General features: G+C 71.8%; 21 protein-coding genes. 12 read left to right on the top strand and 9 right to left on the bottom strand.

Translation table 11 applies throughout. The annotated features are described in order from the left end of the window. Positions 1 to 45 precede the first annotated feature (45 nt). On the bottom strand, positions 46 to 825 hold the full coding sequence (locus tag ACRAKI_RS24440; protein ID WP_447008497.1) for a thioesterase family protein: 780 nt from the start codon (positions 823 to 825) through the stop codon (positions 46 to 48). Next, the gene (locus ACRAKI_RS24435) at positions 822 to 1,688 is read right to left on the bottom strand and encodes a RecB family exonuclease (protein WP_447002849.1); all 867 of its coding nucleotides are present in this window, start codon (positions 1,686 to 1,688) and stop codon (positions 822 to 824) included. The genes ACRAKI_RS24440 and ACRAKI_RS24435 overlap by 4 nt, the downstream gene beginning before the upstream one ends. 267 nt (positions 1,689 to 1,955) lie before the next feature. Between ACRAKI_RS24435 and ACRAKI_RS24430 the strand changes: the two genes are divergently transcribed. Beyond that, complete coding sequence (locus tag ACRAKI_RS24430) at positions 1,956 to 3,086, top strand: site-2 protease family protein (protein ID WP_447002848.1); 1,131 nt, start codon at positions 1,956 to 1,958, stop codon at positions 3,084 to 3,086. On the opposite strand, the gene ACRAKI_RS24425 is transcribed toward ACRAKI_RS24430, so the two are convergent. Continuing rightward, the gene (locus ACRAKI_RS24425; protein ID WP_447002847.1) at positions 3,061 to 3,711 is read right to left on the bottom strand and encodes a response regulator; all 651 of its coding nucleotides are present in this window, start codon (positions 3,709 to 3,711) and stop codon (positions 3,061 to 3,063) included. The genes ACRAKI_RS24430 and ACRAKI_RS24425 overlap by 26 nt on opposite strands. After that, positions 3,708 to 4,829, bottom strand: a complete 1,122-nt coding sequence (locus tag ACRAKI_RS24420) for a sensor histidine kinase (RefSeq protein WP_447002846.1) — start codon at positions 4,827 to 4,829, stop codon at positions 3,708 to 3,710. Before ACRAKI_RS24420 ends, ACRAKI_RS24425 begins: the two co-directional genes overlap by 4 nt. A 109-nt stretch (positions 4,830 to 4,938) precedes the next feature. Here ACRAKI_RS24420 and ACRAKI_RS24415 point away from each other — a divergent pair, with 109 nt between their 5' ends. Next, on the top strand, positions 4,939 to 5,502 hold the full coding sequence (locus ACRAKI_RS24415) for a hypothetical protein (protein ID WP_447002845.1): 564 nt from the start codon (positions 4,939 to 4,941) through the stop codon (positions 5,500 to 5,502). 68 nt (positions 5,503 to 5,570) lie between these two features. Next, positions 5,571 to 6,398 (top strand): tRNA (adenine-N1)-methyltransferase, encoded by an 828-nt coding sequence (locus tag ACRAKI_RS24410; protein ID WP_447002844.1) that lies wholly within the window; start codon positions 5,571 to 5,573, stop codon positions 6,396 to 6,398. A 69-nt stretch (positions 6,399 to 6,467) separates the two neighbouring features. Here the strand turns inward: ACRAKI_RS24410 and ACRAKI_RS24405 are convergent, their stop codons facing one another. Beyond that, a complete protein-coding gene (locus ACRAKI_RS24405) occupies positions 6,468 to 7,283 on the bottom strand; it encodes an Rv0361 family membrane protein (RefSeq protein WP_447002843.1) in 816 nt (271 codons plus the stop codon). Positions 7,284 to 7,521: 238 nt separating this feature from the next. Here ACRAKI_RS24405 and arc point away from each other — a divergent pair, with 238 nt between their 5' ends. After that, a complete protein-coding gene (arc, locus tag ACRAKI_RS24400; RefSeq protein ID WP_447002842.1) occupies positions 7,522 to 9,321 on the top strand; it encodes a proteasome ATPase in 1,800 nt (599 codons plus the stop codon). Positions 9,322 to 9,443: 122 nt separating this feature from the next. Here the strand turns inward: arc and ACRAKI_RS24395 are convergent, their stop codons facing one another. Continuing rightward, a complete protein-coding gene (locus ACRAKI_RS24395) occupies positions 9,444 to 10,088 on the bottom strand; it encodes a response regulator (protein ID WP_447002841.1) in 645 nt (214 codons plus the stop codon). Next, on the bottom strand, positions 10,085 to 11,191 hold the full coding sequence (locus tag ACRAKI_RS24390) for a sensor histidine kinase (RefSeq protein ID WP_447002840.1): 1,107 nt from the start codon (positions 11,189 to 11,191) through the stop codon (positions 10,085 to 10,087). Before ACRAKI_RS24390 ends, ACRAKI_RS24395 begins: the two co-directional genes overlap by 4 nt. A 120-nt stretch (positions 11,192 to 11,311) precedes the next feature. Here ACRAKI_RS24390 and ACRAKI_RS24385 point away from each other — a divergent pair, with 120 nt between their 5' ends. The 3 genes from ACRAKI_RS24385 (at position 11,312) to ACRAKI_RS24375 (ending at position 14,127) form a co-directional block, all read left to right on the top strand. Beyond that, the gene (locus ACRAKI_RS24385) at positions 11,312 to 12,310 is read left to right on the top strand and encodes an ABC transporter ATP-binding protein (RefSeq protein ID WP_447002839.1); all 999 of its coding nucleotides are present in this window, start codon (positions 11,312 to 11,314) and stop codon (positions 12,308 to 12,310) included. After that, positions 12,307 to 13,074, top strand: a complete 768-nt coding sequence (locus tag ACRAKI_RS24380; protein ID WP_447002838.1) for an ABC transporter permease — start codon at positions 12,307 to 12,309, stop codon at positions 13,072 to 13,074. Before ACRAKI_RS24385 ends, ACRAKI_RS24380 begins: the two co-directional genes overlap by 4 nt. 132 nt (positions 13,075 to 13,206) lie before the next feature. After that, positions 13,207 to 14,127 (top strand): aldo/keto reductase, encoded by a 921-nt coding sequence (locus ACRAKI_RS24375; protein WP_447002837.1) that lies wholly within the window; start codon positions 13,207 to 13,209, stop codon positions 14,125 to 14,127. Here ACRAKI_RS24375 and ACRAKI_RS24370 read toward each other — a convergent pair. Next, complete coding sequence (locus tag ACRAKI_RS24370) at positions 14,099 to 14,398, bottom strand: DUF6191 domain-containing protein (protein ID WP_447002836.1); 300 nt, start codon at positions 14,396 to 14,398, stop codon at positions 14,099 to 14,101. The two genes, ACRAKI_RS24375 and ACRAKI_RS24370, sit on opposite strands and share 29 nt — an antisense overlap. Next, on the bottom strand, positions 14,389 to 14,883 hold the full coding sequence (locus tag ACRAKI_RS24365) for an NUDIX hydrolase (RefSeq protein WP_447002835.1): 495 nt from the start codon (positions 14,881 to 14,883) through the stop codon (positions 14,389 to 14,391). Before ACRAKI_RS24365 ends, ACRAKI_RS24370 begins: the two co-directional genes overlap by 10 nt. A gap of 117 nt (positions 14,884 to 15,000) precedes the next feature. Here ACRAKI_RS24365 and ACRAKI_RS24360 point away from each other — a divergent pair, with 117 nt between their 5' ends. The 5 genes from ACRAKI_RS24360 (at position 15,001) to prcA (ending at position 21,063) form a co-directional block, all read left to right on the top strand. Continuing rightward, positions 15,001 to 17,487 (top strand): FtsX-like permease family protein, encoded by a 2,487-nt coding sequence (locus ACRAKI_RS24360; protein ID WP_447002834.1) that lies wholly within the window; start codon positions 15,001 to 15,003, stop codon positions 17,485 to 17,487. Between the two features lie 52 nt (positions 17,488 to 17,539). Next, entirely contained in the window at positions 17,540 to 19,033 is a 1,494-nt protein-coding gene (gene dop, locus ACRAKI_RS24355) for a depupylase/deamidase Dop (RefSeq protein ID WP_447002833.1), read from the top strand. 84 nt (positions 19,034 to 19,117) lie between these two features. Then, the gene (locus tag ACRAKI_RS24350; protein WP_447002832.1) at positions 19,118 to 19,312 is read left to right on the top strand and encodes a ubiquitin-like protein Pup; all 195 of its coding nucleotides are present in this window, start codon (positions 19,118 to 19,120) and stop codon (positions 19,310 to 19,312) included. Between the two features lie 34 nt (positions 19,313 to 19,346). Next, entirely contained in the window at positions 19,347 to 20,195 is an 849-nt protein-coding gene (prcB, locus tag ACRAKI_RS24345; RefSeq protein WP_447002831.1) for a proteasome subunit beta, read from the top strand. Between the two features lie 55 nt (positions 20,196 to 20,250). Further along, entirely contained in the window at positions 20,251 to 21,063 is an 813-nt protein-coding gene (gene prcA / locus ACRAKI_RS24340; RefSeq protein ID WP_447002830.1) for a proteasome subunit alpha, read from the top strand. Positions 21,064 to 21,079: the final 16 nt, after the last annotated feature.

Raw genomic sequence — 21,079 nt, 5'->3', positions numbered from 1 at the left:
ACCCCCATGGTGCGCGCGTCGGACGGTACCTGCGACCAGGGACCCCTAGCGCTTCCGCACGAAGAGCGACTGCGTCGTCCGCCCCACCGGTCCGTGCTCGTCGTGCAGCACGCTCGTCGCCACGCCGACACCGGACGGCCCGATCACCGTCCGCGCGTCCAGCCCGTACCAACCGCCGACCGGCTCCCGGTGCAGGTGGACGGTCAGGTCCGTGTTGATCGAGTACCACTCGCGGATGTCCACCCGGCTGGACACGCCGCTCGCCGAGTCCGCCACGGTGAACAGGCGCTGCACCGCGCTCGGCTCCTCACCCGCCACCACCCGCACGACCGGTCGCGCCCACACCGCTCCGTCCCCCGGTGTGAAGATGCCGCCGCTCACCGCACGCCACTCCATCGCGGTCAGGTAGCCGCCGATCCGCCACTGCTCCGGGACGGCCATCGGCGCACAACCGTGCGGCGACGCCAACGGCTCGCCCGGCCCGGTCGCCACCGCCGTCGTGTCACCGGTGACGGTCCGCCACGCCCGCGCCCGCAGCACCGGCCGGCCTTCGTGCGCCAGCTCCGCCGCCAGCAGCTCCACCGAACGCCCCGGCCGGTCGACCGACGCCGTCACGGTCAGCTCCGCCACCGGCACCGGCCCCAGCACCTCGAACGTCACCCGCGACAGCATCGTCCCCGGCCGCGGCGCGCACCGCTCCAACGCCCGTACGAGCAGCGCCGAAGGCGGCCCGAGGTGCTGGCTCTCGCTGCTCCACGGCCCGGCGGTGTGCGCGGTGGAGGCGAACCTGTCGTCGTCCAACCGCTCGTAGAAGGCGTCCATCAGTCCGCCCGGTCCAACACCGTCTCCACGCCCGCGTCCGGCTCGGGCCAACCCGGGTACGGCGGCGGTGTGCCGTCGAACGCGGGGCACAGCGCCTTGTGGTCGCAGTAGTCGCACAGCTTGCTCGGGTTCGGCCGGAAGTCGCCGGACTTCGCCGCGCGCAGGATGGCGTCCCAGATCGCCTCCAGCGTGCGCTCGAACCGGGTCAGCTCGGCCTCGTCCGGCTGGTAGGCCAACGCCTGCCGGTCGGCCAGGTACATCAGCCGCAGCTGGCGCGGCACCGCACCCCGCAGCCGCCACAGCACCAGCGCGTAGAACTTCATCTGGAACAACGCCTTGGCCTCGCCGACCTGGCGCGGCGCGGCCCCCGTCTTGTAGTCGACCACCCGGATCTCGCCGGTCGGCGCCACGTCCACCCGGTCGACGTACCCGCGCAGCAGCACACCGGACGGCAGCTCCCACTCCACCAGCAGCTCACGGGCGTCCGCGTCGAACCGGCGCGGGTCCTCCAGGCCGAAGTAGCCGTCCAGCAGGCCTTCCGCCGACGCCAGCCACTCGTCCTGCTCGGGATCGCCCTCGGCGAACAGCTCGGCGAACTCCGGGCGCTCCGCCCGCACCCGTTCCCAAGCCGGGCCGACCAGTGCCCGTGCGGTCTCGGGCACACGTTCGGCGGCGGGCAGGCCGAACAGGTCCTCCAGGACCGCGTGCACCACCGTGCCGCGGACCTGCGCCCTGGTCGGCTTCTCGGGGAGCCGGTCGACGGCGCGGAAGCGGTAGAGCAGCGGGCACTGCTTGAAGTCGCCCGCGCGGGAGGGCGACAGCGCTGGCCTGCGAACAGGGCGCTCGGTGATCGTCGGCACTGCCATGGCCCAGAACCATAGGCCAACCCCCCGACAAGATCGTCTCCCGCGGAGCGCGATCAGCGCCTGCACAGCGGCCGTGGCGTAGTCCTCGGCCTGGATGTCGTCGGTGATGTTCGGCCCGTCTGAGCATCAGGCCGAGCAGGTGGCGGAGACACCGGGCGGTGACACGGGACGCCTCATCCCCGACGGCCTCCGCGCCAGGGTCGGACACGCGCGGAGCAGCGGCGATCCAACACGCCGCTGATACATCCCTGCCCCTAGGCTCGCTCCGTGGCGACGACGGGTAGTTGGCGGCGGCAGGTCGGTCGGGACGGTGGGCTGCCGCTGTTCCGCGCGGCCGGGATCCCGGTGCTGCTCGCGCCCTCGTGGTGGCTCGGCTCGGCGGCCATCGTGGTCCTCTACGCGCCGCTCGTCGGCCGCATCGCACCCGGCACGGGCGGCCTCACCGGCGTGCTCCTCGCCGCCACCTTCGCGATCTTCCTCGGCCTCTCGGTGCTGGCCCACGAACTCGGCCACAGCCTGGTCGCGCTGCGCCTCGGCCTGCCGGTCCGCCGGCTGCGCCTGTTCCTGCTCGGCGGCGTGTCCGAGGTGATGCGCACCCCGACCCGCCCGTCCCACGAAGGCGCGATCGCCGCCGCCGGCCCGATCGTCTCCATAGCGCTGGCCGGCGTGTTCGCGCTGGCCGCCGCCGCCATCCCGTACCCGGACGCCGTCTGGCTGCTGATCGCCCAGACCGCCTTCGCCAACGCCGCCGTCGCGGTGTTCAACCTGCTCCCCGGCCTGCCGCTGGACGGCGGCCGGATCCTGCGCGCGGGCGTGTGGGCCTTCACGGGCCGCCGCTCGGCGGGCACGAAAGCCGCCGTCATCGGTGGCGGCGTGGTGGCCGCGCTGCTCGTCGTGTGGGCGGTCTGGGGCGTCATGGAAGGCGCCGAGGACCGCTGGCTCCGCTTCGGCGTGTGCCTGCTGACCGCGTGGTTCGTGCTGGCCGGCGCCCGCGGCGAGTTCACCGCCGAGCGCCGCAACACCTGGCCGGACGGCCTGACGCTCGGCGAACTCGTCCGCCCCGTCCTCCAGTTGCCGGCCGAGAGCCCGGTGTCGGGCGCGCTCACCGCGTCCGCCGGCCGGGGCGTGGTCCTGGTCCGCGCGGACGGTGTCGCGGCCGGCCTGCTCGACCGGGAGATGGCCCGCCGGCTGGCCAGCACCTCGCCGCACGCGCCCGCCGAGCAGGCGGCCGTGCCGATCCGGCCGGAGACCGTGCTGCTGGCCAACGAGAGCGGCGCCGAAGTGGTGGAACGCGTGCGCGGCACCGCCGCCTGGGAGTACCTGGTCGTGGACCTGGAAGGCCGACCGGCGGGCGTGCTGCGCCGGGAAGACCTCAAGGCCGCGCTGGACCGCCGTTGAGCAAGCCGGCCTCCTGCGCCAGGATCGCCGCCTGCACCCGCGACCGCAGGTCCAGCTTCGTCAACACCCGCGACACGTGCGTCTTCACGGTCGTCTCGCCGATGTGCAGCCTTCGCCCGATCTGGTGATTCGACAGCCCTTCACCGAGGCAGCGCAGCACGTCGGCCTCGCGTTCGGTCAGCGAGTCCAAGCCGGCCGGACGGGACCGGGGCGCGGCCGTCGCGAACTCCCGCATCACCCGCCGGGTCACGCTGGGTGCGAGGACACCGTCACCCGCCGCGACCTGCCGCACCGCGTCCACCAGCGCGGGCGCCTCCACCGACTTCAGCAGGAACCCGGCCGCACCGGCCCGCAGCGCGCCGTGCACGTACTCGTCCAGGTCGAACGTGGTCAGGACCAGCACCTCGCACACGCCGCTGAGCTGCCGGGTCGCCTCGATGCCGTCCACCCCGGGCATCCGGATGTCCATCAGCACGACGTCCGGCCGCGCGCTGGTCGCCAACCGCACCGCCTCGGCGCCGTCACCCGCCTCGCCGACCACCTCGATGCCGTCCGCGCCGCCGAGGATCATCACCAGGCCCGCGCGGATCGCCGCGTGGTCGTCGGCCACCAGCACCCGGATCACAGCGGCAGCTCCGCCCGGACGACCCAGCCGCCGCCGTCGCGTCCGGCGGCGAACGTCCCGCCGACCACGTGCGCGCGTTCCGCCATGCTCACCAACCCCGTCCCCGAGCCCTCCGACCCGCCCGCCGTGCGGCCCACGGTGTTCCGCACGACCACCACCAGCCTCCTGACCTGCCGTTCCAGTGTCACCGACGTGCGCGAGCCGGGCGCGTGCTTCAGGGCGTTCGTCAACGCCTCCTGCACGATCCGGTAGGCGGCGACGTCCACCGCCACCGGCAGCCCGGCCACGTTCGCGCCGCGGAACCCGACGTCCAGCCCGCCGGCGGCGGCCGACTCGACCAGCCTGCCCACGTCCGACAGGCGCACCGCGACCGGCTCGTCCACCGGTTCGTCGGCCCGCAGCACGTCGATCATCATCCGCATCTCCTCCAGCGACCGCACGCTGTTCTCGCGCACCGACTTCAGCACCGTGCGCACGGTCTCCGGGTCCCCCTCGCGCATCGACAGCACCGCCTCCGACTGGATCGCGATCGCCGACAGGTGCCCGGCGACCACGTCGTGCAGGTCACGGGCCATCCGGTTGCGCTCGGCGTTCACCGACGCCCGCCGGTCCAGCTCCGAGATCAGGGCGATCTGCTCGGCGCCCTCCCGGTGCTGCCGCACGTTCGTCGCCCACCACACCGGCACCACGAGCAGCGAGAACACCTGCAACCCGGCGTAGAACGACAGCCGCCAGTCGCCCACCACGGCGACCGCCGCCGCCACGCCCACCGTCGCCGCGGCCACCACCCCCACGAGCACCCGGTGCAGCCGGCGAGGACCGTGCAGGGCCGCCACGAACAGCACGTCGATGGCGACCACCACCACCGGCATGCTCAGCCCGCAGTACAGGTCGGCCAGCGTGGCGGCGGTGACGACGAGCAGCGCCACCACGGGCATCGACCGGCGGAACAGCTGGCCGGCGCACGCCACCGCGAGGATCAGCAGCCGGGTGGCGAACGGCGTGTGCGCGTCCCGGCCGCCGACCACCAGGTCCATGCCGAGCCCGTAGACCACCGCCCCCACGGTGAAGAACGCCGCCGTGACCAGCGCGTCCCGGTGTGCACGACGGAGCTCCACGCCGCCATCACAGCACAGGCGGCGGTGCACCGGCGTCCTACGAACTGATGACCCCCGGTCGGTCTGCCCGACGACGCGCGGGAGGGCGCCCGGCCCGCACGCTGGAGCCGTGGTTGAACCGCTGGTCGTCCTCATCGTGGCGTGCGAGATCGGGTTCTGGGTCGTGCTGGGCGCGGGGCTGCTGGCCCGGTACGCGCTGAAGATGCGCAGGCTCGGCGCGGTCCTGCTCTTCTGCACGCCCGTGGTGGACGTCGCGCTGCTCGTCGCGACCGTCTTCGACCTGCGGTCGGGGGGTGAGGCGAAGTCCGTGCACGGGCTGGCCGCGATCTACCTGGGGGTGAGCGTGGCGTTCGGGCACAGCATGCTCCGGTGGGCCGACCAGCGGGTCGCCCACCGGTTCGCCGGCGGGCCGCCGCCCACCACGCCGCCCAAGAGCGGACCGGCGAAGGTCCGCCACGAGTGGCGCGAGTTCGGCAAGTTCGCGGTGGCCTGGGCGATCGCCTGCGCGGTGATGCTGCTGCTGATGTTCGTCGTCGGCACGCCGGAACGCACCCGGGCGCTGTGGGGGCAGATGTCCGGCCTGACGATCGTCGGCGTCGTCTGGCTGCTCGGCTGGCCCGTCTACCACTCGGTCGCCGAACTGGTGAACCCGGCGGAGAAGTCCCGCCAGTAGGGCGGCGCCGGCACCGTGGGACCATCGTGCGCTGTTGACACGCGCGTTTATGCAGGAGGTTCGCCGCGGTGAGCACCGCCAGTGGTCCGTTCCAACCGGGTGACCGGGTGCAGTTGACCGACCCGAAGGGGCGGCACTACACGATCGTGCTCGAACCGGGCAAGGAGTACCACACCCACCGCGGCGCGCTGTCGCACGACAAGCTGATCGGGCAGCCCGAGGGGTCCGTGGTGGTGTCCGTCGGCGGCACGTCGTTCCTCGCGCTGCGGCCCCTGCTGTCCGACTACGTGCTGTCCATGCCGCGCGGCGCGCAGGTGATCTACCCGAAGGACGCCGCGCAGATCGTGATGTACGGGGACGTGTTCCCGGGCGCGCGGGTGCTGGAGGCCGGCGCCGGGTCGGGTGCGCTGACCTGCTCGTTGCTGCGCGCGGTGGGCGAGAAGGGCAGCGTGACGTCGTACGAGGTCCGCCAGGACCACGCCGACCACGCCATCCGCAACGTCGAGCAGTTCTTCGGCGAGCGGCCGGGCAACTGGTCGCTCACCGTCGCCGACGTGAACGAGCACGAGGGCGAGGTCGACCGGGTCGTCCTGGACATGCTCGCGCCGTGGGACGTGCTGCCCGCCGTGTCCCGCAGCCTCATCCCCGGCGGCGTGCTGGTCGTGTACGTGGCGACCACGACCCAGCTGTCGAAGGTCACGGAGGCGATCCGGGAGCAGCAGCACTGGACCGAGCCGCACGCGTGGGAGACCCTCGTCCGGCCGTGGCACGTGGTGGGCCTGGCGGTGCGGCCCGAGCACCGGATGATCGGGCACACGGCGTTCCTGCTGACCACCCGCAGGCTGGCCGACGGCGTCACCCCGCTCCGGCCGCAGCGCCGGCCGTCCAAGGGCTGACCAGGCCTTTCGCCGACGGAACGGCCCGCGCACCACAGTGGTGCGCGGGCCGTTCCGGCACGGGAGGGCTCAGTCGCAGGCGACCCAGCCGCCGTCCGTCTTCTTGAACGGGATCTTCGCGGCGCTCTGGTCCTTCATGAGCGCCTTCATGTCGTCGGGCACGTTCTCGTACTTGACCGAGATCGAGGCTTCGGCCGTCGTGTCGGACTTCTCGACGACGTTGTCGACCGCGAGGGTGACCTTGACGTCCTTCGCCTTGTCGATCGACTTCTGGGCCTCCTCCCGCATCTCCGCGGGCAGGCCTTCGAGCTGCTTCTCGATCTCCGCGCTCATCGTCGCGGGGTCGTAGAGCTTCCGCATGTCCTCGATCTCGTCGTGGTGCTCGGTGCAGGTCAGCGAGCGGACCTTGTCGAAGTCCTTCGCGTTGATGGCCGCCGCGTACGAGTCGGCGGCGTCCTTCGCGGTGCCGTTGCCGCCACCGCCCATCGTGACGATCAGGACGACCACCACGACGATCACGACGAGGGCGCCGGCACTGCCCAGGATCCAGGGCAGCGGGCTCTTCTTGGGCGGCATGCCGGATGGGCCGCCGAAACCACCCGGTTGGCCGTAACCGGGCTGGTTGAACTGCCCGGGCTGGCCGTACGGCTGCTGGCCGTAACCGGGTTGGCCCGGCTGGCCCGGCTGACCGGGATGGTGCTGGTAGCCACCCGGAGGCGGGCCGTAACCGGGCTGCTGTCCACTTGGTGGGAAGCCCGGTGCAGGTGGCGGAAAGCCGCCGGGCTGCTGTCCGGGGCCCGGCTGCTGGCCGAATTGACCTGGTTGCTGGCCAAATTGGCCCGGCTGCTGACCGTGGGGACCCGGTTGCTGCGGCGGGACGGACATCACGTTCTCCTAGAACTTTCCGCTGGTGGCAGTGACACTGCCCGGACCACTCTCGTGTGACTGTTGTTCGACGCACGGTAGCGGGTGGGAGGTGCCGGCTGACACCGGATTGGAGCAGTTGGTCCGGCCGAGTGGGCGGTATGTGTGATCACGTGACGCCCGGGAACTCGCAGGGTGTCGGCTTTTGTCGGTGATCGCCGGTATCGTCGTGGGACGAACACGGGAGGAGGGTGCCGACATGCAGCACGGTCATCCCGGCAGCCGGCCCGATGAGGGCGGCGAGCTGAACAAGGGCAACAACTCTGGTGAGCTGACTGCGCAGATCCGGTTCCTTGAGGACGAAATCGCGTTGCTGCGCCGCAAGTTGACGGAATCCCCACGACACGTCCGCCTGCTGGAGCAGCGGTTGGCGGAGGCGACTGAGCGCGTCAGCCAACTGACCGAGCGCAACACGAAGCTGATCGACACCCTTCGAGAGGCACGGAGCCAACTCCTCGCGCTGCGCGAGGAAGTGGACCGGCTCGCGCAGCCGCCCAGCGGTTACGGCGTGTTTCTCGCCCGATTCGACGACGGCACGGTCGACGTGTTCACCTCCGGCCGTCGCATGCGGGTCTCGGTTTCACCGGCGGTCGAGGCGCCGTCGCTGGTCCTGGGCCAATCGGTGCGCCTGAACGAGGCGTTGACCGTGGTCGAGGGCGGCGACTTCGAACGCACCGGTGAGGTCTGCACGCTGCGTGAGGTGTTGCACTCCGAGATCGAGGACAGCTCGATCGGCCGCGCCCTGGTCGTCGGACACGCCGACGAAGAGCGGGTCGTCTGGCTGGCGCAGCCGCTGATGGACTCGCCGCTGAAGGCCGGCGACTCCCTGCTGGTCGACTCGAAGGCGGGCTTCGCGTACGAACGCGTGCCGAAGGCCGAGGTCGAGGACCTGGTGCTGGAGGAGGTGCCCGATGTCAGGTACGAGGACATCGGTGGCCTGTTCCGGCAGATCGAGCAGATCCGCGACGCCGTGGAGATGCCGTTCCTGCACGCCGACCTGTTCCGCGAGTACAAGCTCCGCCCACCGAAGGGCGTGCTGCTGTACGGCCCTCCCGGCTGCGGGAAGACGCTCATCGCGAAAGCGGTGGCGAACTCCCTGGCGAAGCAGGTTCACGCCGCCCGCGGCGAGAACCACCGCGAAGCCAAGAGCTACTTCCTCAACATCAAGGGCCCCGAACTGCTCAACAAGTTCGTGGGCGAGACCGAGCGCCACATCCGGCTGATCTTCCAGCGGGCCCGGGAGAAGGCCTCCGAGGGCACCCCGGTGATCGTGTTCTTCGACGAGATGGACTCGATCTTCCGGACCCGCGGCAGTGGCGTGTCGTCCGACGTCGAGACCACGATCGTGCCCCAGCTCCTCAGCGAGATCGACGGCGTCGAGGGCCTGGAGAACGTGATCGTGATCGGCGCCTCCAACCGCGAGGACATGATCGACCCGGCGATCCTCCGGCCGGGCCGGCTCGACGTCAAGATCAAGATCGAGCGTCCGGACGCCGAAGGCGCGAAGGACATCTTCTTCAAGTACCTCACGCCCGACCTGCCGATCCACGCCGACGACCTGGCCGAGTTCGGCGGTGACCCGGTGGCCTGCATCGACGGGATGGTGCAGCACACGGTCGAGCGGATGTACGAGGAGTCCGAGGAGAACCGGTTCCTGGAGGTCACCTACGCCAACGGTGACAAGGAGGTCCTGTACTTCCGGGACTTCAACTCCGGCGCCATGATCCAGAACATCGTCGACCGCGCGAAGAAGGCGGCCATCAAGAGCCTGCTGGACACCAAGCAGCCGGGCTTGTCGGTGCGCCACCTGCTGGACGCGATCGTGGACGAGTTCGCCGAGAACGAGGACCTGCCCAACACCACGAACCCCGACGACTGGGCCAGGATCTCGGGCAAGAAGGGCGAGCGGATCGTGTACATCCGCACGCTCGTGACCGGCAAGAACCAGGAGTCGGGTCGCGCCATCGACACGGCCACCAACACCGGTCAGTACCTGTAACACCCGCAGTACCGCAGTCGCCGACAACGCAACCCGCCTGGAACGCCCGCCCGGCCGCAATGGCCGGGCGGGCGTTCCGCGTCCGGGGCCTCAGGTCCCCGGAGTCTGTGCGGGCCCGCGGCTCACGACCGGGCGGTGACCAGCCCGGACTCGTAGGCGGCGATCACCAGTTGGGCCCGGTCGCGAGCCTGGAGCTTGTGCAGCAGGCGGCCGATGTGGGTCTTCACCGTGCCGGCCGACAGGTGCAGCTCGCCCATGATCTCGGTGTTGGAGCACCCGCGCGCGATCAGCATCAGCACATCCTGCTCACGTTCGGTGATCCCGTCGAGCCGGACCGTACGGGGTTCCGGTGTGCGGGAGAACTCGGCCACCAGTCGGCGGGTCACCGAAGGGGCCAGCAGGGCGTCGCCAGCGGCCACCACGCGGACCGCGGCGAGCACATCGGCCGGGGGAGTGTCCTTGAGCAGGAAACCGCTCGCACCGGCCCGCAACGCCGAGTACACGTACTCGTCCAGGTCGAACGTGGTCAGGATCAGCACCCGGGTGGTCGAGAAGGAGCAGATCTCGTGGGTGGCCGCGATCCCGTCCACCCCGGGCATCCGGACGTCCATCAGCACCACGTCGGGCGACACCGAGCGGACCACGGACACCGCTTCGGCGCCGTCACCCGCCTCGCCGACCACGCGCAGGTCGGGCGCCGAGTCCACGAGCACCCGGAAACTGCCGCGCAGCAGCGCCTGGTCGTCCACGACCACCACCGAGATCACGACAGCGGCACCTCGGCGCGCACGGCGAAACCGCCGCCGGCCAGCGGCCCTGCCGCGAACGTGCCGCCGTACACCGCCACCCGTTCCCGCATCCCGATCAACCCGTGCCCTCCGCCGCGACCGGCCAACACCCGTTCCCCTGGTCCGTCGTCGACCACCGAGATCACCACGGAAGCATCCCCTACGACGATCGAGACCGTGCAGGAGGCCGGCGCGGCGTGTTTGACCACGTTGGTGACGGACTCCTGGACGATCCGGTACGCGGTCAACCCCAGGCCGTCGGGCAGCTCGCCGGACACCGTCAGCTCCACCGACACCCCGGCCAACTCCACCCGCGACACCAACTCGGGCAGATCGCCCATACCGGGCATGGGCGCCAGTTCCGCCGACATGTCCTCCGACCGCAGCACGCCCAGCAAGCGCCGCATTTCGACCAGGGTGCCCCGGGACGCGTCCTCGATCACCCGGAGCGCTTCCTGCGCCCGCTCCGGCCGCGACGACGCCACGTGCGCGGCGACACCGGCCTTCACCGTGATCAGGCTCAGGCTGTGCGCGACCACGTCGTGCAGCTCGCGGGCGATCCGCATCCGCTCCTCGGCGATGGCCCTGGAGGCCGCCTCGGCCGCCTGCCTGGCCTCGTAGGACCGCCGGATCCAGGTGGTCCGGCCGAGTGCCCACGCCGCCCCGATGGCCAGAGCCGCGAACAGCGCGAGCCCGACGTCGTCCGGCCACGGCTCGGCGATGAACACCGCGACCGCGGCCAACGCCAGCGAGCCCGCCAACGCGCCCACCGCGACCCGCCGTGGACAGGTCGACGCCACCGTGTACATCGCGAACGCGGTCGCGCCGTACGGCTCCAGCGTGATGTCGGCGACCGTGGCCGCGGTCTGCGCCGTCAGCACGATCCCGAGCGTCAGCAGGGGCCGGCCCCGCCGCATCGCCAACGGCGCGCCGACCAGCACCGCCAGCGGGTAGCCCAACCACGGCGGCGCGGGGCTGATCTCGGCGAACGTCAGGTACACCAGGACCACCACCACGGCGGCGGCGATGTCCAGCGCGTACAGGTACGCCGTCGGCAGGAACCGCAGGAGTCGAGGCGTCACGATCGGCACACGACGGGACGGTAATCGGCGATCCGGCGGCCGGCGTCGGACCGCGGTCCGACATCGGATCCCGGACCCCGGTCCGATCCGCCGAGCCCGCCGGCCGAGCACGCTCATCCCATGATCCAAGTGAGGCAGCTGACCAAGCGCTACCGCACCACCCGGGCCGTGGACGGCCTCACGTTCGAGGTCGAGCCCGGCCATGTCACGGGCTTCCTCGGCCCCAACGGCGCGGGCAAGTCCACCACCATGCGGGCGATCCTCGGCCTCGACCGCCCGACCAGCGGCGAAGCCCTGGTCGACGGCCGCCGGTACGCCGACATCCGCCGCCCGGTGCACCACGTCGGCGCGCTGCTCGACGCGGGCGCGGCGCACGGCGGCCGGTCGGCCTACGACCACCTGCGCGTGCTTGCCCGGAGCAACGGCATCAAGGATCGCCGGGTCGCCGCGACCATCGAGCAGGTGGGCCTGGCGGGTGTGGCGAGACGGCGCGTCGGGACGCTGTCGCTGGGCATGAAGCAACGCCTCGGCGTGGCGGCGGCCCTGCTGGGTGATCCGGGCGTGCTGCTGTTCGACGAGCCGGTGAACGGACTGGACCCGGAAGGCATCCGCTGGATCCGCCACCTGATGCGCGACCTGGCGGGGCAGGGGCGCACGGTCCTGGTCTCCAGCCACCTGATGAGCGAGATGGCCCTCACGGCGGACCGCGTGATCGTGATCGGCCGCGGCAAGTTGATCCTGGAGGCGTCCATGCGGGAAATCCAGGAGAGGTTCAAGAAGGACGTCCTGGTGCGTTCGCCGACGCCGGACGCGTTGGCCGCCGTCCTCCGCACGGCGGGTGCCACGGCCAGACCGGAGGACGGCGCCCTGCTGGTGCACGGCCTCGACGCACCGGGCATCGCCGGCCTAGCCGCACACCACCGCATCGCGATCCACGAACTGACCCCGCGCAGCGCGTCCCTGGAGGACGCCTACCTCGAACTGACCGAGAACAGCGTCGAGTACCGCACCACCGAGCGTCCCGCCGACCGTGGCCCTGCGGTGCGCCGCCCCGCTGGGCGGCGCACCGCCGCCCACCAGCCCGCCGCCGAACACCCCTCCACGGAGACCTCCCCATGACCGACGTGCTGAACTCCGAACTGCTGAAGCTCCGCTCGGTCCGCTCGACCGGCTACGTGCTGCTCGCGATCGCCATCGCACTGCTGGGCGGCGCGCTGGTCTCGTACCTGATGACGGCCGACTGGGACACCTCGCCGCCGGATCTCCAGCAGAAGTTCGCGGCGGCCGATCCGGGCGTGATGGTGGTCCCGTTCGGCCAGTTCTGCCTCGGTGTGCTCGGCGCGCTGGCCATCACGTCCGAGTACGGCAGCGGAATGGTCCGCACCGCCTTGGTTTCCGTTCCGAGACGCAAGGCCTACCTGGCGGCCAAGACGCTCGTGGTGGCCGGCGTGTCGTCGGTCGTCGCCCTCGTCACCACCCTGGTGGCCTACCTGGCGGGCGAGCTGATCACCGGGGACCGGCCGAAGCCGATCTCGGCGTACGACTCGTTAGGCGAAGCCGTGCCGACGCTGCTGGCGAACACCGCGTCGCTGGTCTTGCTCGCCCTGGTCGGCCTCGGGCTGGGCTTCCTCCTCCGGTCCACGGCCGGTGCGCTGGTGACCCTGTGCGGCCTGCTGTTCGTGCTGCCCGCTCTCACGCTGCTGCTCCCGTACCCGTGGAACGACCGGACGTACTCGGTCATGCTGCCGGTCCTCGCGCCGCAGCTGTCGGGTGAACTGCCGGACCCGCCGCTGTCGCCCGTGGGGGCCGGTCTGGTGATGGTCGCGTACCTGGTCGTGGCGTTGGGCGCCGGTGCCGCCGTGCTGCTGCGTCGTGACGCATGAGGCCTCGGCACACCGGGCGGCACACCGGACGGCACCTAGGGCGACACGCAGGCTGCGATGCAGGGCGTGGTGGTCGGTCTCCGCCGTGTGTGGTCCGGCGGTCTCCCAGGGCCGGCGGTTACGGTGTCGGACGTGCCCGACTTCGCGCTGGGGCTGGCCGCGCTCGGCCGCCCCGCCTACATCAACCTCGGCCGAGAGCACGCGCTGCCCGACCACCGGGACGTGGACGCCATGCGCGCCCAGTGCCACGCCGTCCTGGACGCCGCCTACGCGGCGGGGGTGCGGCGGGTGGACGCGGCCCGCTCCTACGGGCGGGCGGAGGAGTTCCTGAGCCAGTGGCTGGCCGCACGGGGCCACCGGGACGTCCGGGTGTCCAGCAAGTGGGGTTACGCGTACGTCGCGGACTGGCGGCGGGACGTGGCCACGCACGAGGTGAAGGAGCACTCGCTCGACCGGTTCACCCGTCAGTGGCAGGAGACCCAGGAGCTGCTCGGCGCGCACGTCGGCCTGTACAACGTCCACTCGCTGACGTCGGACAGCCCGCTGTTCGGCGATCCGGAGCTGCTGCTCGCCCTCGGCGAGCTGCGGGACTCGGGGGTCCGGCTCGGGTTCTCCACGTCCGGCCCCGACCAGGCCGGCACGGTGCGGCGGGCACTGGAGCTGGAAGTGGAGGGGCGGCAGCTGTTCGAGAGCGTCCAGTCGACCTGGAACGTGCTGGAGCCGTCGGTGGGGCCGGAGCTGGCAGCCGCCAAGGAGTCGGGAGCGGAGGTGTTCGTCAAGGAGTGCCTGGCCAACGGCAGGCTGGCCGTCGACCCGCCACCACGCGTGCGCGAACTGGCTGCCGAGCACGGCGTCGGGCCGGACGCGATCGCACTGGCCGCCGTGCGCGCGCAACCGTGGGCCGACGTGGTCCTGTCGGGTGCGGCGAGCCCGGAGCAGCTGCACGCCAACCTGGAGGCCCGCGACGTGGACCTGGCGCCGGACGAGTTGGCGGCGTGCGCCGAGCCGGCCGAGCAGTACTGGGCTACCCGGTCGTCCCTGCCTTGGGAATGAGCCGGACCCGGCCCGAGTCGAGGTCGACCGGCCCGCGGGGCGGCGCGCCGGACTCCTCGTCCTCGCCGAGCATCAGCGTCACCTCGCGCTGCCGCAGCTCGATGTGCTTGCCACCGGAGAACAGCGTGGTGAACTCGTCCACCGCGGCGGCGGAGACCACCGGGTGCTCGCCCTTGCGCCGCCGGACCGCCTTCCAGACCTGCTCACCGGTCGCCAGCACGACCAGCAGCACGGCCAGCCCCGGTATCGACATCGCGAACATCATGCCCATCTGAACCACCCCCGGATCAGGGCCCGACCGTCCGGCACGACCGGCCACCCGGGGTCTTCCGCCTTCACCCGCACGTCGTCCAGGTCCATCCAGCCGCCCCAGGCCACTTCTTCCGGCTGGTGGGTGAACGGTCCGTCGCTGCGCACGTCGTAAACGTGCGCCAGGTACCGGATGGTTCCGTCCACGAAAGGTGTCCTGAACCGGAACTCCGGCACCGCCGAGATGCCCAGCTCCTCGGCCAGCTCACGCACCGCGCACTCGTCGGGCGTCTCGTCCGCCGCCACCACACCACCGCACGTCGGGTCGTACAGACCGGGGTAGACGTCCTTGGTGTCGGTGCGCCGGTGCACGTACACCCGCGTCCCGTCGAGAGAACGCACGACGATGGCCGCGCACGCGTGCCACAGCCCTTCCGCGCGCATCCGGGCGCGCGTCGCCGTGCCGATCGGAGTGCCGTCCGGGTCGACCACCGTTACGAGCTCCATTCCGAAGATCCTCCCCGAGATCCTCCCCGGGTACTACCGGCGGGTGCTACCCCGGGCCGACGCCCGCCGACGGCCCGGCTTCCTACCGTCGTGGCGTTCGCGTCACGAGGAGGAGTTGTGCCCACATCCCTGCGGCTCGCGGTCGCCGAGTTCCGCAACCGGCCCGGTCGCGCCGTGCTGCCCGGCGTCGCCCTGGTCGTCGGCGTCGCCTGCCTGCTGGCCGCCCTGATGCTCAGTGACGCGATGGTCCGCGCCACCAACGAAGGCGCGCCGGTCGTGCCCGCCGGAGTCGACCTCGTCGTGCGCCCGGACGTGCGCCCGGACGTGCGCTCGGACATGGCCCTCGACCAGGCGACCGCCGATCGTGTGGCGCAGGCCTCGGGAGTGACCCGAGTGCTCCCGGTCCGCGAGGTCCGGGTCGACCTCCTGATCGACGGCGGCCGGGCCGACGACCGCCGGACCACGGCCTCCGTCGAACCGGACCGGGACGGCCTGCGCCGGGTGCCGATCCTGGAGGGCCGTTCACCCGGTCGGGACGGCGAGGTCGCGATCGACCGCGTCACCGCGTACGAGCACGGCCTCAAGCCCGGCGCGTCGGTCAAGCTCGCCGACGCGGCCGGCAAACCGCTGGACGTGGTGGTCCGGGGCATCACCAAACGCGGCTCGGTCGCCGAGGAACCGCAGCTCGTGGTCGGGGAAGGGCTGGCGGCCAAGCTCGGCGGCACGCCCCGGCTGGACGCGCTGCACGTGGTCGGCGGGGACCGGGACGCCGTCGCCCAGGCCGCCGGCCCCGGCTTCCGGGTGGACACCAGGGCGGCGGTCGCCGCGGAGCCGCCGGACAACGACCTGGCGGACGTGCTGCTGCCGTTCAGCATCCTGGCGCTGGCCACGTCGGTGTTCGTCGCCTCGGCCACCTACCGCGCCGTCTACGCGCAACGCCAGCGGCACACCGCGCTCCTGCGCTGCCTCGGCGCTCACCGTGGACCACTCGTCTGGGCGAACCTCCTCGAAGCGCTGCTCACCGGCGCCGTCGCGGGCGTGGTGGGCGCGGTGCTCGGCGGGTCGGTGGCGTGGCTGCTGGCCAGGCTGTTCGACGCCACCGGCCTGTCCTCGCTGCTCGGCGCGGTGCAGTTGAGCCCGTCGCTGCTGCCCACGTCCGGTCAGCTCCTGATCGGGGTCGTCACCGCCGCCACGCTCAGCGCGTTCGCCGCCGTCCGACCCGCGTTGGCCGCCGCGCGCATCTCCCCGCTCGCGGCGCTGCGGACGTCCGAAGGCCAGACCCCCGACCGGGCGGTGGTGCGCCGGCGGCGCCGGTTCGGCATCGGCGTGGTGGCCGTCGCGGCGGTGATGGCCGTGCCGGCCGTGATCGCCAACGGGTCGATGGCGGCGATCTTCCTGGTCCTGTTCTCCGGCATCACCGCCGTGTTCGGCCTGTTCGGCGTGCTCGGACCGGTGATCGTGCCCGCGCTCGGCCGGATCTTCGGCTCGGTCGCGAGCCGGTTCGGCGGCGCGCAGTGGAAGCTGGCCGCGGCCGAGGTGCGGCGGGTGCCGCAGCGGTCCGCGTCCGTGGCGATGCCGCTGCTCCTGGCCGCCGCGATGGTCACGTTCTTCGCCGTCACGGTCGGTTCCGCCCAGCGCGTGGAGGACGAGTTCAGCAACGAGCCGAAACCCGACGCCGTGGTGGTGGACTCGGGCGGGCGCGTGCTCGGCGGCGCCGTCGGCGCGGCGGCCAACCGGCCGGAAGCGGCGTCCACGGTCGTCGTGCACGGCCTCGACGTGGAGCAGCGGGATGCGGACGGCCACAGGTTCCGGACGCAGGTGGTCGGCGCCGACCCCGACACGATGCGGGAGTGGCTGACCAGCCAGGACGCGAACGCCGCCGGGTTCGGCCCCGGCACCGTGCTGCTCAGCGAGTGGTACGCCGAGCGGTTCGGCGCGGTGGTCGGCCGGCCGTTCACCGTCCAGGGCCTGCCCGGTGGGCCGCGCACGGCCACGGTCGCCGGCACGTTCACCGGTTCGCTGCTCGACGACGCGGACGTGGTGCTGCCCGACCCGGACCTGGCCCCGGCGTCGAAGGTGCTGGTGAAGTTCCGGCCGGGAGCCGACGCGGAGGCGTACCAGAAGGGCGTGCGGGCGGCCCTGACCGGCGCGCCGACCGTTCTGGTGAAGACGAAGGCCGAAGCGACCGCGCAGAACCAGCGGTACCTCGACCTGGGAATCCTGATGCTGATGGTGCTGCTGGGACTCTCGGTCGCGGTCGCGGTGACCGGCATCGGGACCGCGTTGACGATCTCCGTGCAGGAGCGCCGCAAGGAGCTGGCGCTGCGGCGCGCGCTCGGCGTCACCAAGGGCGGGCTGCAGGGTGGCGTGGTGGCCGAGGCGGTGCTGTTGGCGCTGGTAGGCGTGCTGGGCGGTGGTGTTCTGGGTCTGGTCTACGCGGAGCTGACGCTCGTCGCGGTCGGCGTGTTCACGTGGCCCACCGCCTCGGTGCTCCCGCTGCTCGTCGGCGGCGCCGGAGTGGTCGTGCTGGCGGTGGTCGCGGCCTTCGGGCCGGCCCGGGGCGCCTCCCGGATCCGACCCGCCGCGGGACTGGCCGCCGGCTGAAACGTGACCGGGGCACGGGCGGTCTGTCGGTGGTTGGTCGTAGGCTGCGTGTATGCGGCGGATCATGGGAACCGAAGTGGAGTACGGCATCTCGGTGCCGGGTGACGCTACGGCGAACCCGGTGCTCACCTCGACCCAGGTGGTGCTGGCCTACGCGGCTGCCGCCGACATACCGCGGGCGCGCCGGGCACGCTGGGACTACGAGGTGGAATCGCCGCTGCGCGACGCGCGCGGCTTCGACCTCGGCACGCCCGGCGGACACCCGAGCGACAACGACGTCGAGGACCTGGGCGCGGCGAACGTCATCCTCACCAACGGCGCGCGCCTCTACGTCGACCACGCGCACCCCGAGTACTCGGCGCCCGAGGTCACCAACGCGCGCGACGCGGTGATCTGGGACAAGGCGGGGGAGCGGGTGATGGAGGAGGCCGCGATGCGCGCGGCCACCGTGCCCGGCCAGCCCCGCCTCCAGCTGTACAAGAACAACGTGGACGGCAAGGGCGCCAGCTACGGCACCCACGAGAACTACCTGATGCAGCGCAGCACGCCGTTCACCGCGGTGATCGCCGGGCTCACCCCGTTCTTCGCGTCCCGCCAGGTCATCGTCGGCTCCGGCCGGGTCGGCATCGGCGCGGCGGGCGAGGAGACCGGCTACCAGCTGTCCCAGCGCTCGGACTACATCGAGGTCGAGGTCGGCCTGGAGACCACGCTCAAGCGCGGCATCATCAACACCCGCGACGAGCCGCACGCCGACGCGGACAAGTACCGCCGGCTGCACGTCATCATCGGTGACGCGAACCTCGCCGAGTACTCCACGTACATCAAGTGCGGCTCCACGTCGCTGGTGCTCGACATGATCGAGGCCGGCCGCCGGTTCGACGACCTGCGGCTGCAGGACCCGGTCCGCGCGGTGCACCAGATCAGCCACGACCCGACGCTCAAGGTGAAGGTCGAGCTGTCCAGCGGGCGCAAGTTCACCGGGTTGGACCTCCAGTTCGCCTACTACGAGCGCGCCTCCGCGTTCGTGGAGCAGGAGGGCTACGGCGACCGCGACGTGCTCCGCGTGTGGGGCGAGGTGCTGGACGCGCTGGCCCGTGACCCGCAGGAGTGCGCCGACCGGCTCGACTGGGTGGCCAAGCTGCGGCTGTTGGAGGGCTACCGCGACCGCGACGGCCTGGCCTGGGGCTCGCCCCGGCTCTCCCTGGTCGACCTGCAGTACTCCGACGTGCGGCTCGACAAGGGCCTGTACAACCGGCTCGTGGCCCGGGGCTCGATGAAGCGCCTGGTCGACGAGGAGGAGGTGCGTGCGGCCGTCCTCTCGCCCCCGGAGGACACGCGCGCCTACTTCCGCGGCCGGTGCCTGGAGCGCTACCCCACGTCCGTGGCGGCGGCCTCGTGGGATTCGGTGATCTTCGACCTGGGCCGTGAATCACTCGTTCGGATTCCCACCCTGGAGCCGCTGCGCGGGACGAAAGCGCACGTCGGAGCCCTGCTGGAGGCCTCGGAGACGGCCGAGGAGCTGGTGGAGGCGCTGACCAGGGGCTGATCATCCGACCCGAGTGGCAGGCACACAATGTCGGCCCTGGTAGGTAGTGTTTGAGTCGCAGGACCCGAAGACCGGGAGGTCGACATGGCCCAGGAACAGGTTCAGCGCCAAGGCGGCGGTGACGGCGACGACAACGGCGACGGCGCGGCGGCGGCCGGCCAGGAGCGCCGGGAGAAGATCGGCGAGGACGTCGACGCGATCCTCGACGAGATCGACGACGTGCTCGAGGAGAACGCCGAGGACTTCGTCCGCGCGTACGTGCAAAAGGGCGGCGAGTAGAAAGCCACCGGCGGGACAGGAGAAGAACCCACACATGGACCACAGCTCGACCGGGCATTACCCGGCCGCGTCGCTGCCCCCGGCCTACCTCAGGCCGGGGTCGTCGTCGTTCACCGATTTCCTTCGCGCGCAGGCCCCCGAACTGCTGCCTTCGGGCCGCAAGCTGCCGGAGGGCAGCGCGGTGCAGGCCCCGCACGGCACCACCATCGTCGCGCTCACGTTCAAGGGCGGCGTGGTGATCGCGGGCGACCGGCGCGCCACGATGGGCAACGTGATCGCCCAGCGCGACATGAAGAAGGTGTTCATCACCGACGACTACTCGGCGGTGGGCATCGCGGGCACGGCGGGCATCGCGGTCGAGATCGTCCGGCTCTACGCGGTCGAGCTCCGGCACTACGAGAAGATCGAGGGAGTCTCGCTGTCCCTGGACGGCAAGGCGAACCGGCTCTCCGCGATGATCAAGGGCAACCTGGACGCCGCGCTGGCGGGCCTCGCCGTGGTGCCGCTGTTCGCGGGCTTCGACATCGATGCTCCCGACGCGGAGCGCGCGGGCCGCATCGTGTCCTACGACGTGACCGGCGGGCGTTACGAGGAGTCGCAGGGCTACCAGGCCGTCGGCTCCGGCTCGCTGTTCGCGAAGTCCGCGCTGAAGAAGCTGTACAACCCCGACGCGGACGCGGAACTGGCCACCAGGACCGCGATCGAGGCGTTGTACGACGCCGCAGACGACGATTCGGGCACCGGCGGACCGGACGTGATCCGCAAGATCTACCCGGTCGTCGTGACGATCACCGCCGAGGGCGCCGCGCACCTCTCCGACGAGCGGACCGCGACCCTGGCCGAGTCGGTCGTCGAGGGCCGCCGGATCAAGCCGGCGGGCTGAGCACCGTGTCGACCACCATCCCCACCCGCATCCGCCGAGCCCGGGAGCCGCAGCAGTGACGATGCCGTTGTACGCCTCACCCGAGCAGATCCTCCGCGATCGCGCGGAGTACGCCCGGAAGGGCATCGCCCGCGGCCGGAGCGTCGTCGTGCTCCGGTACGCCGACGGCGTGCTGTTCGTGGCGGAGAACCCGTCCGCCACGCTGCACAAGGTCTCCGAGATCTACGACCGGATCGCGTTCGCCGCGGTCGGCCGGTACAGCGAGTTCGAGAACCTGCGGCAGGCGGGCATCCGGTTCGCCGACATCCGCGGGTACCAGAACGACCCGCGCGACGTCACCGGCCGGTCCCTGGCGAACGTGTACGCCCAGACCCTGGGCTCGATCTTCGCCGAGCAGATCAAGCCCCTCGAGGTGGAGATCTGCGTGGCCGAGGTCGGCGCCACGCCCGAGCAGGACACGCTGTACCGGTTGACCTACGACGGGTCGATCGTGGAGGAGCCGCAGTACGTCGTGATGGGCGGCCAAGCGGAGGCGACCGGCACCGCGTTGAAGGACGCGTACGCCGAGAACCTGCCCCTGGCCGACGCCGTGCGCGTCGCGGTGAAGGCCCTGAGCGCCGGCAGCACCACCACCGGCAACGGCAAGCCCGACCTCCTGGACCGCGGCAAGCTCGAAGTGGCGGTCCTGGAGCACGACCGCCCGCGCCGCGCGTTCCGCCGCATCACGGGCGCCGCCCTGGCGGCCCTGCTCCCCGGTGACGACCCGGCGGCGGCCGAAGCCGAGGAACCGGCGACCCCGCCTGCCAAGGGTGGTCGGAAGAAGCCGGTGACGGACGTGAACCTGCCCCCGAACGACGACAAGGCGTAGGTTCCGCGCGCACGAC

The sequence above is a fragment of the Saccharothrix isguenensis genome (assembly GCF_052936305.1).
The sequence above is the reverse complement of the archived record's forward strand: the minus strand, read 5'-3'. Positions and strand labels throughout refer to the sequence as shown.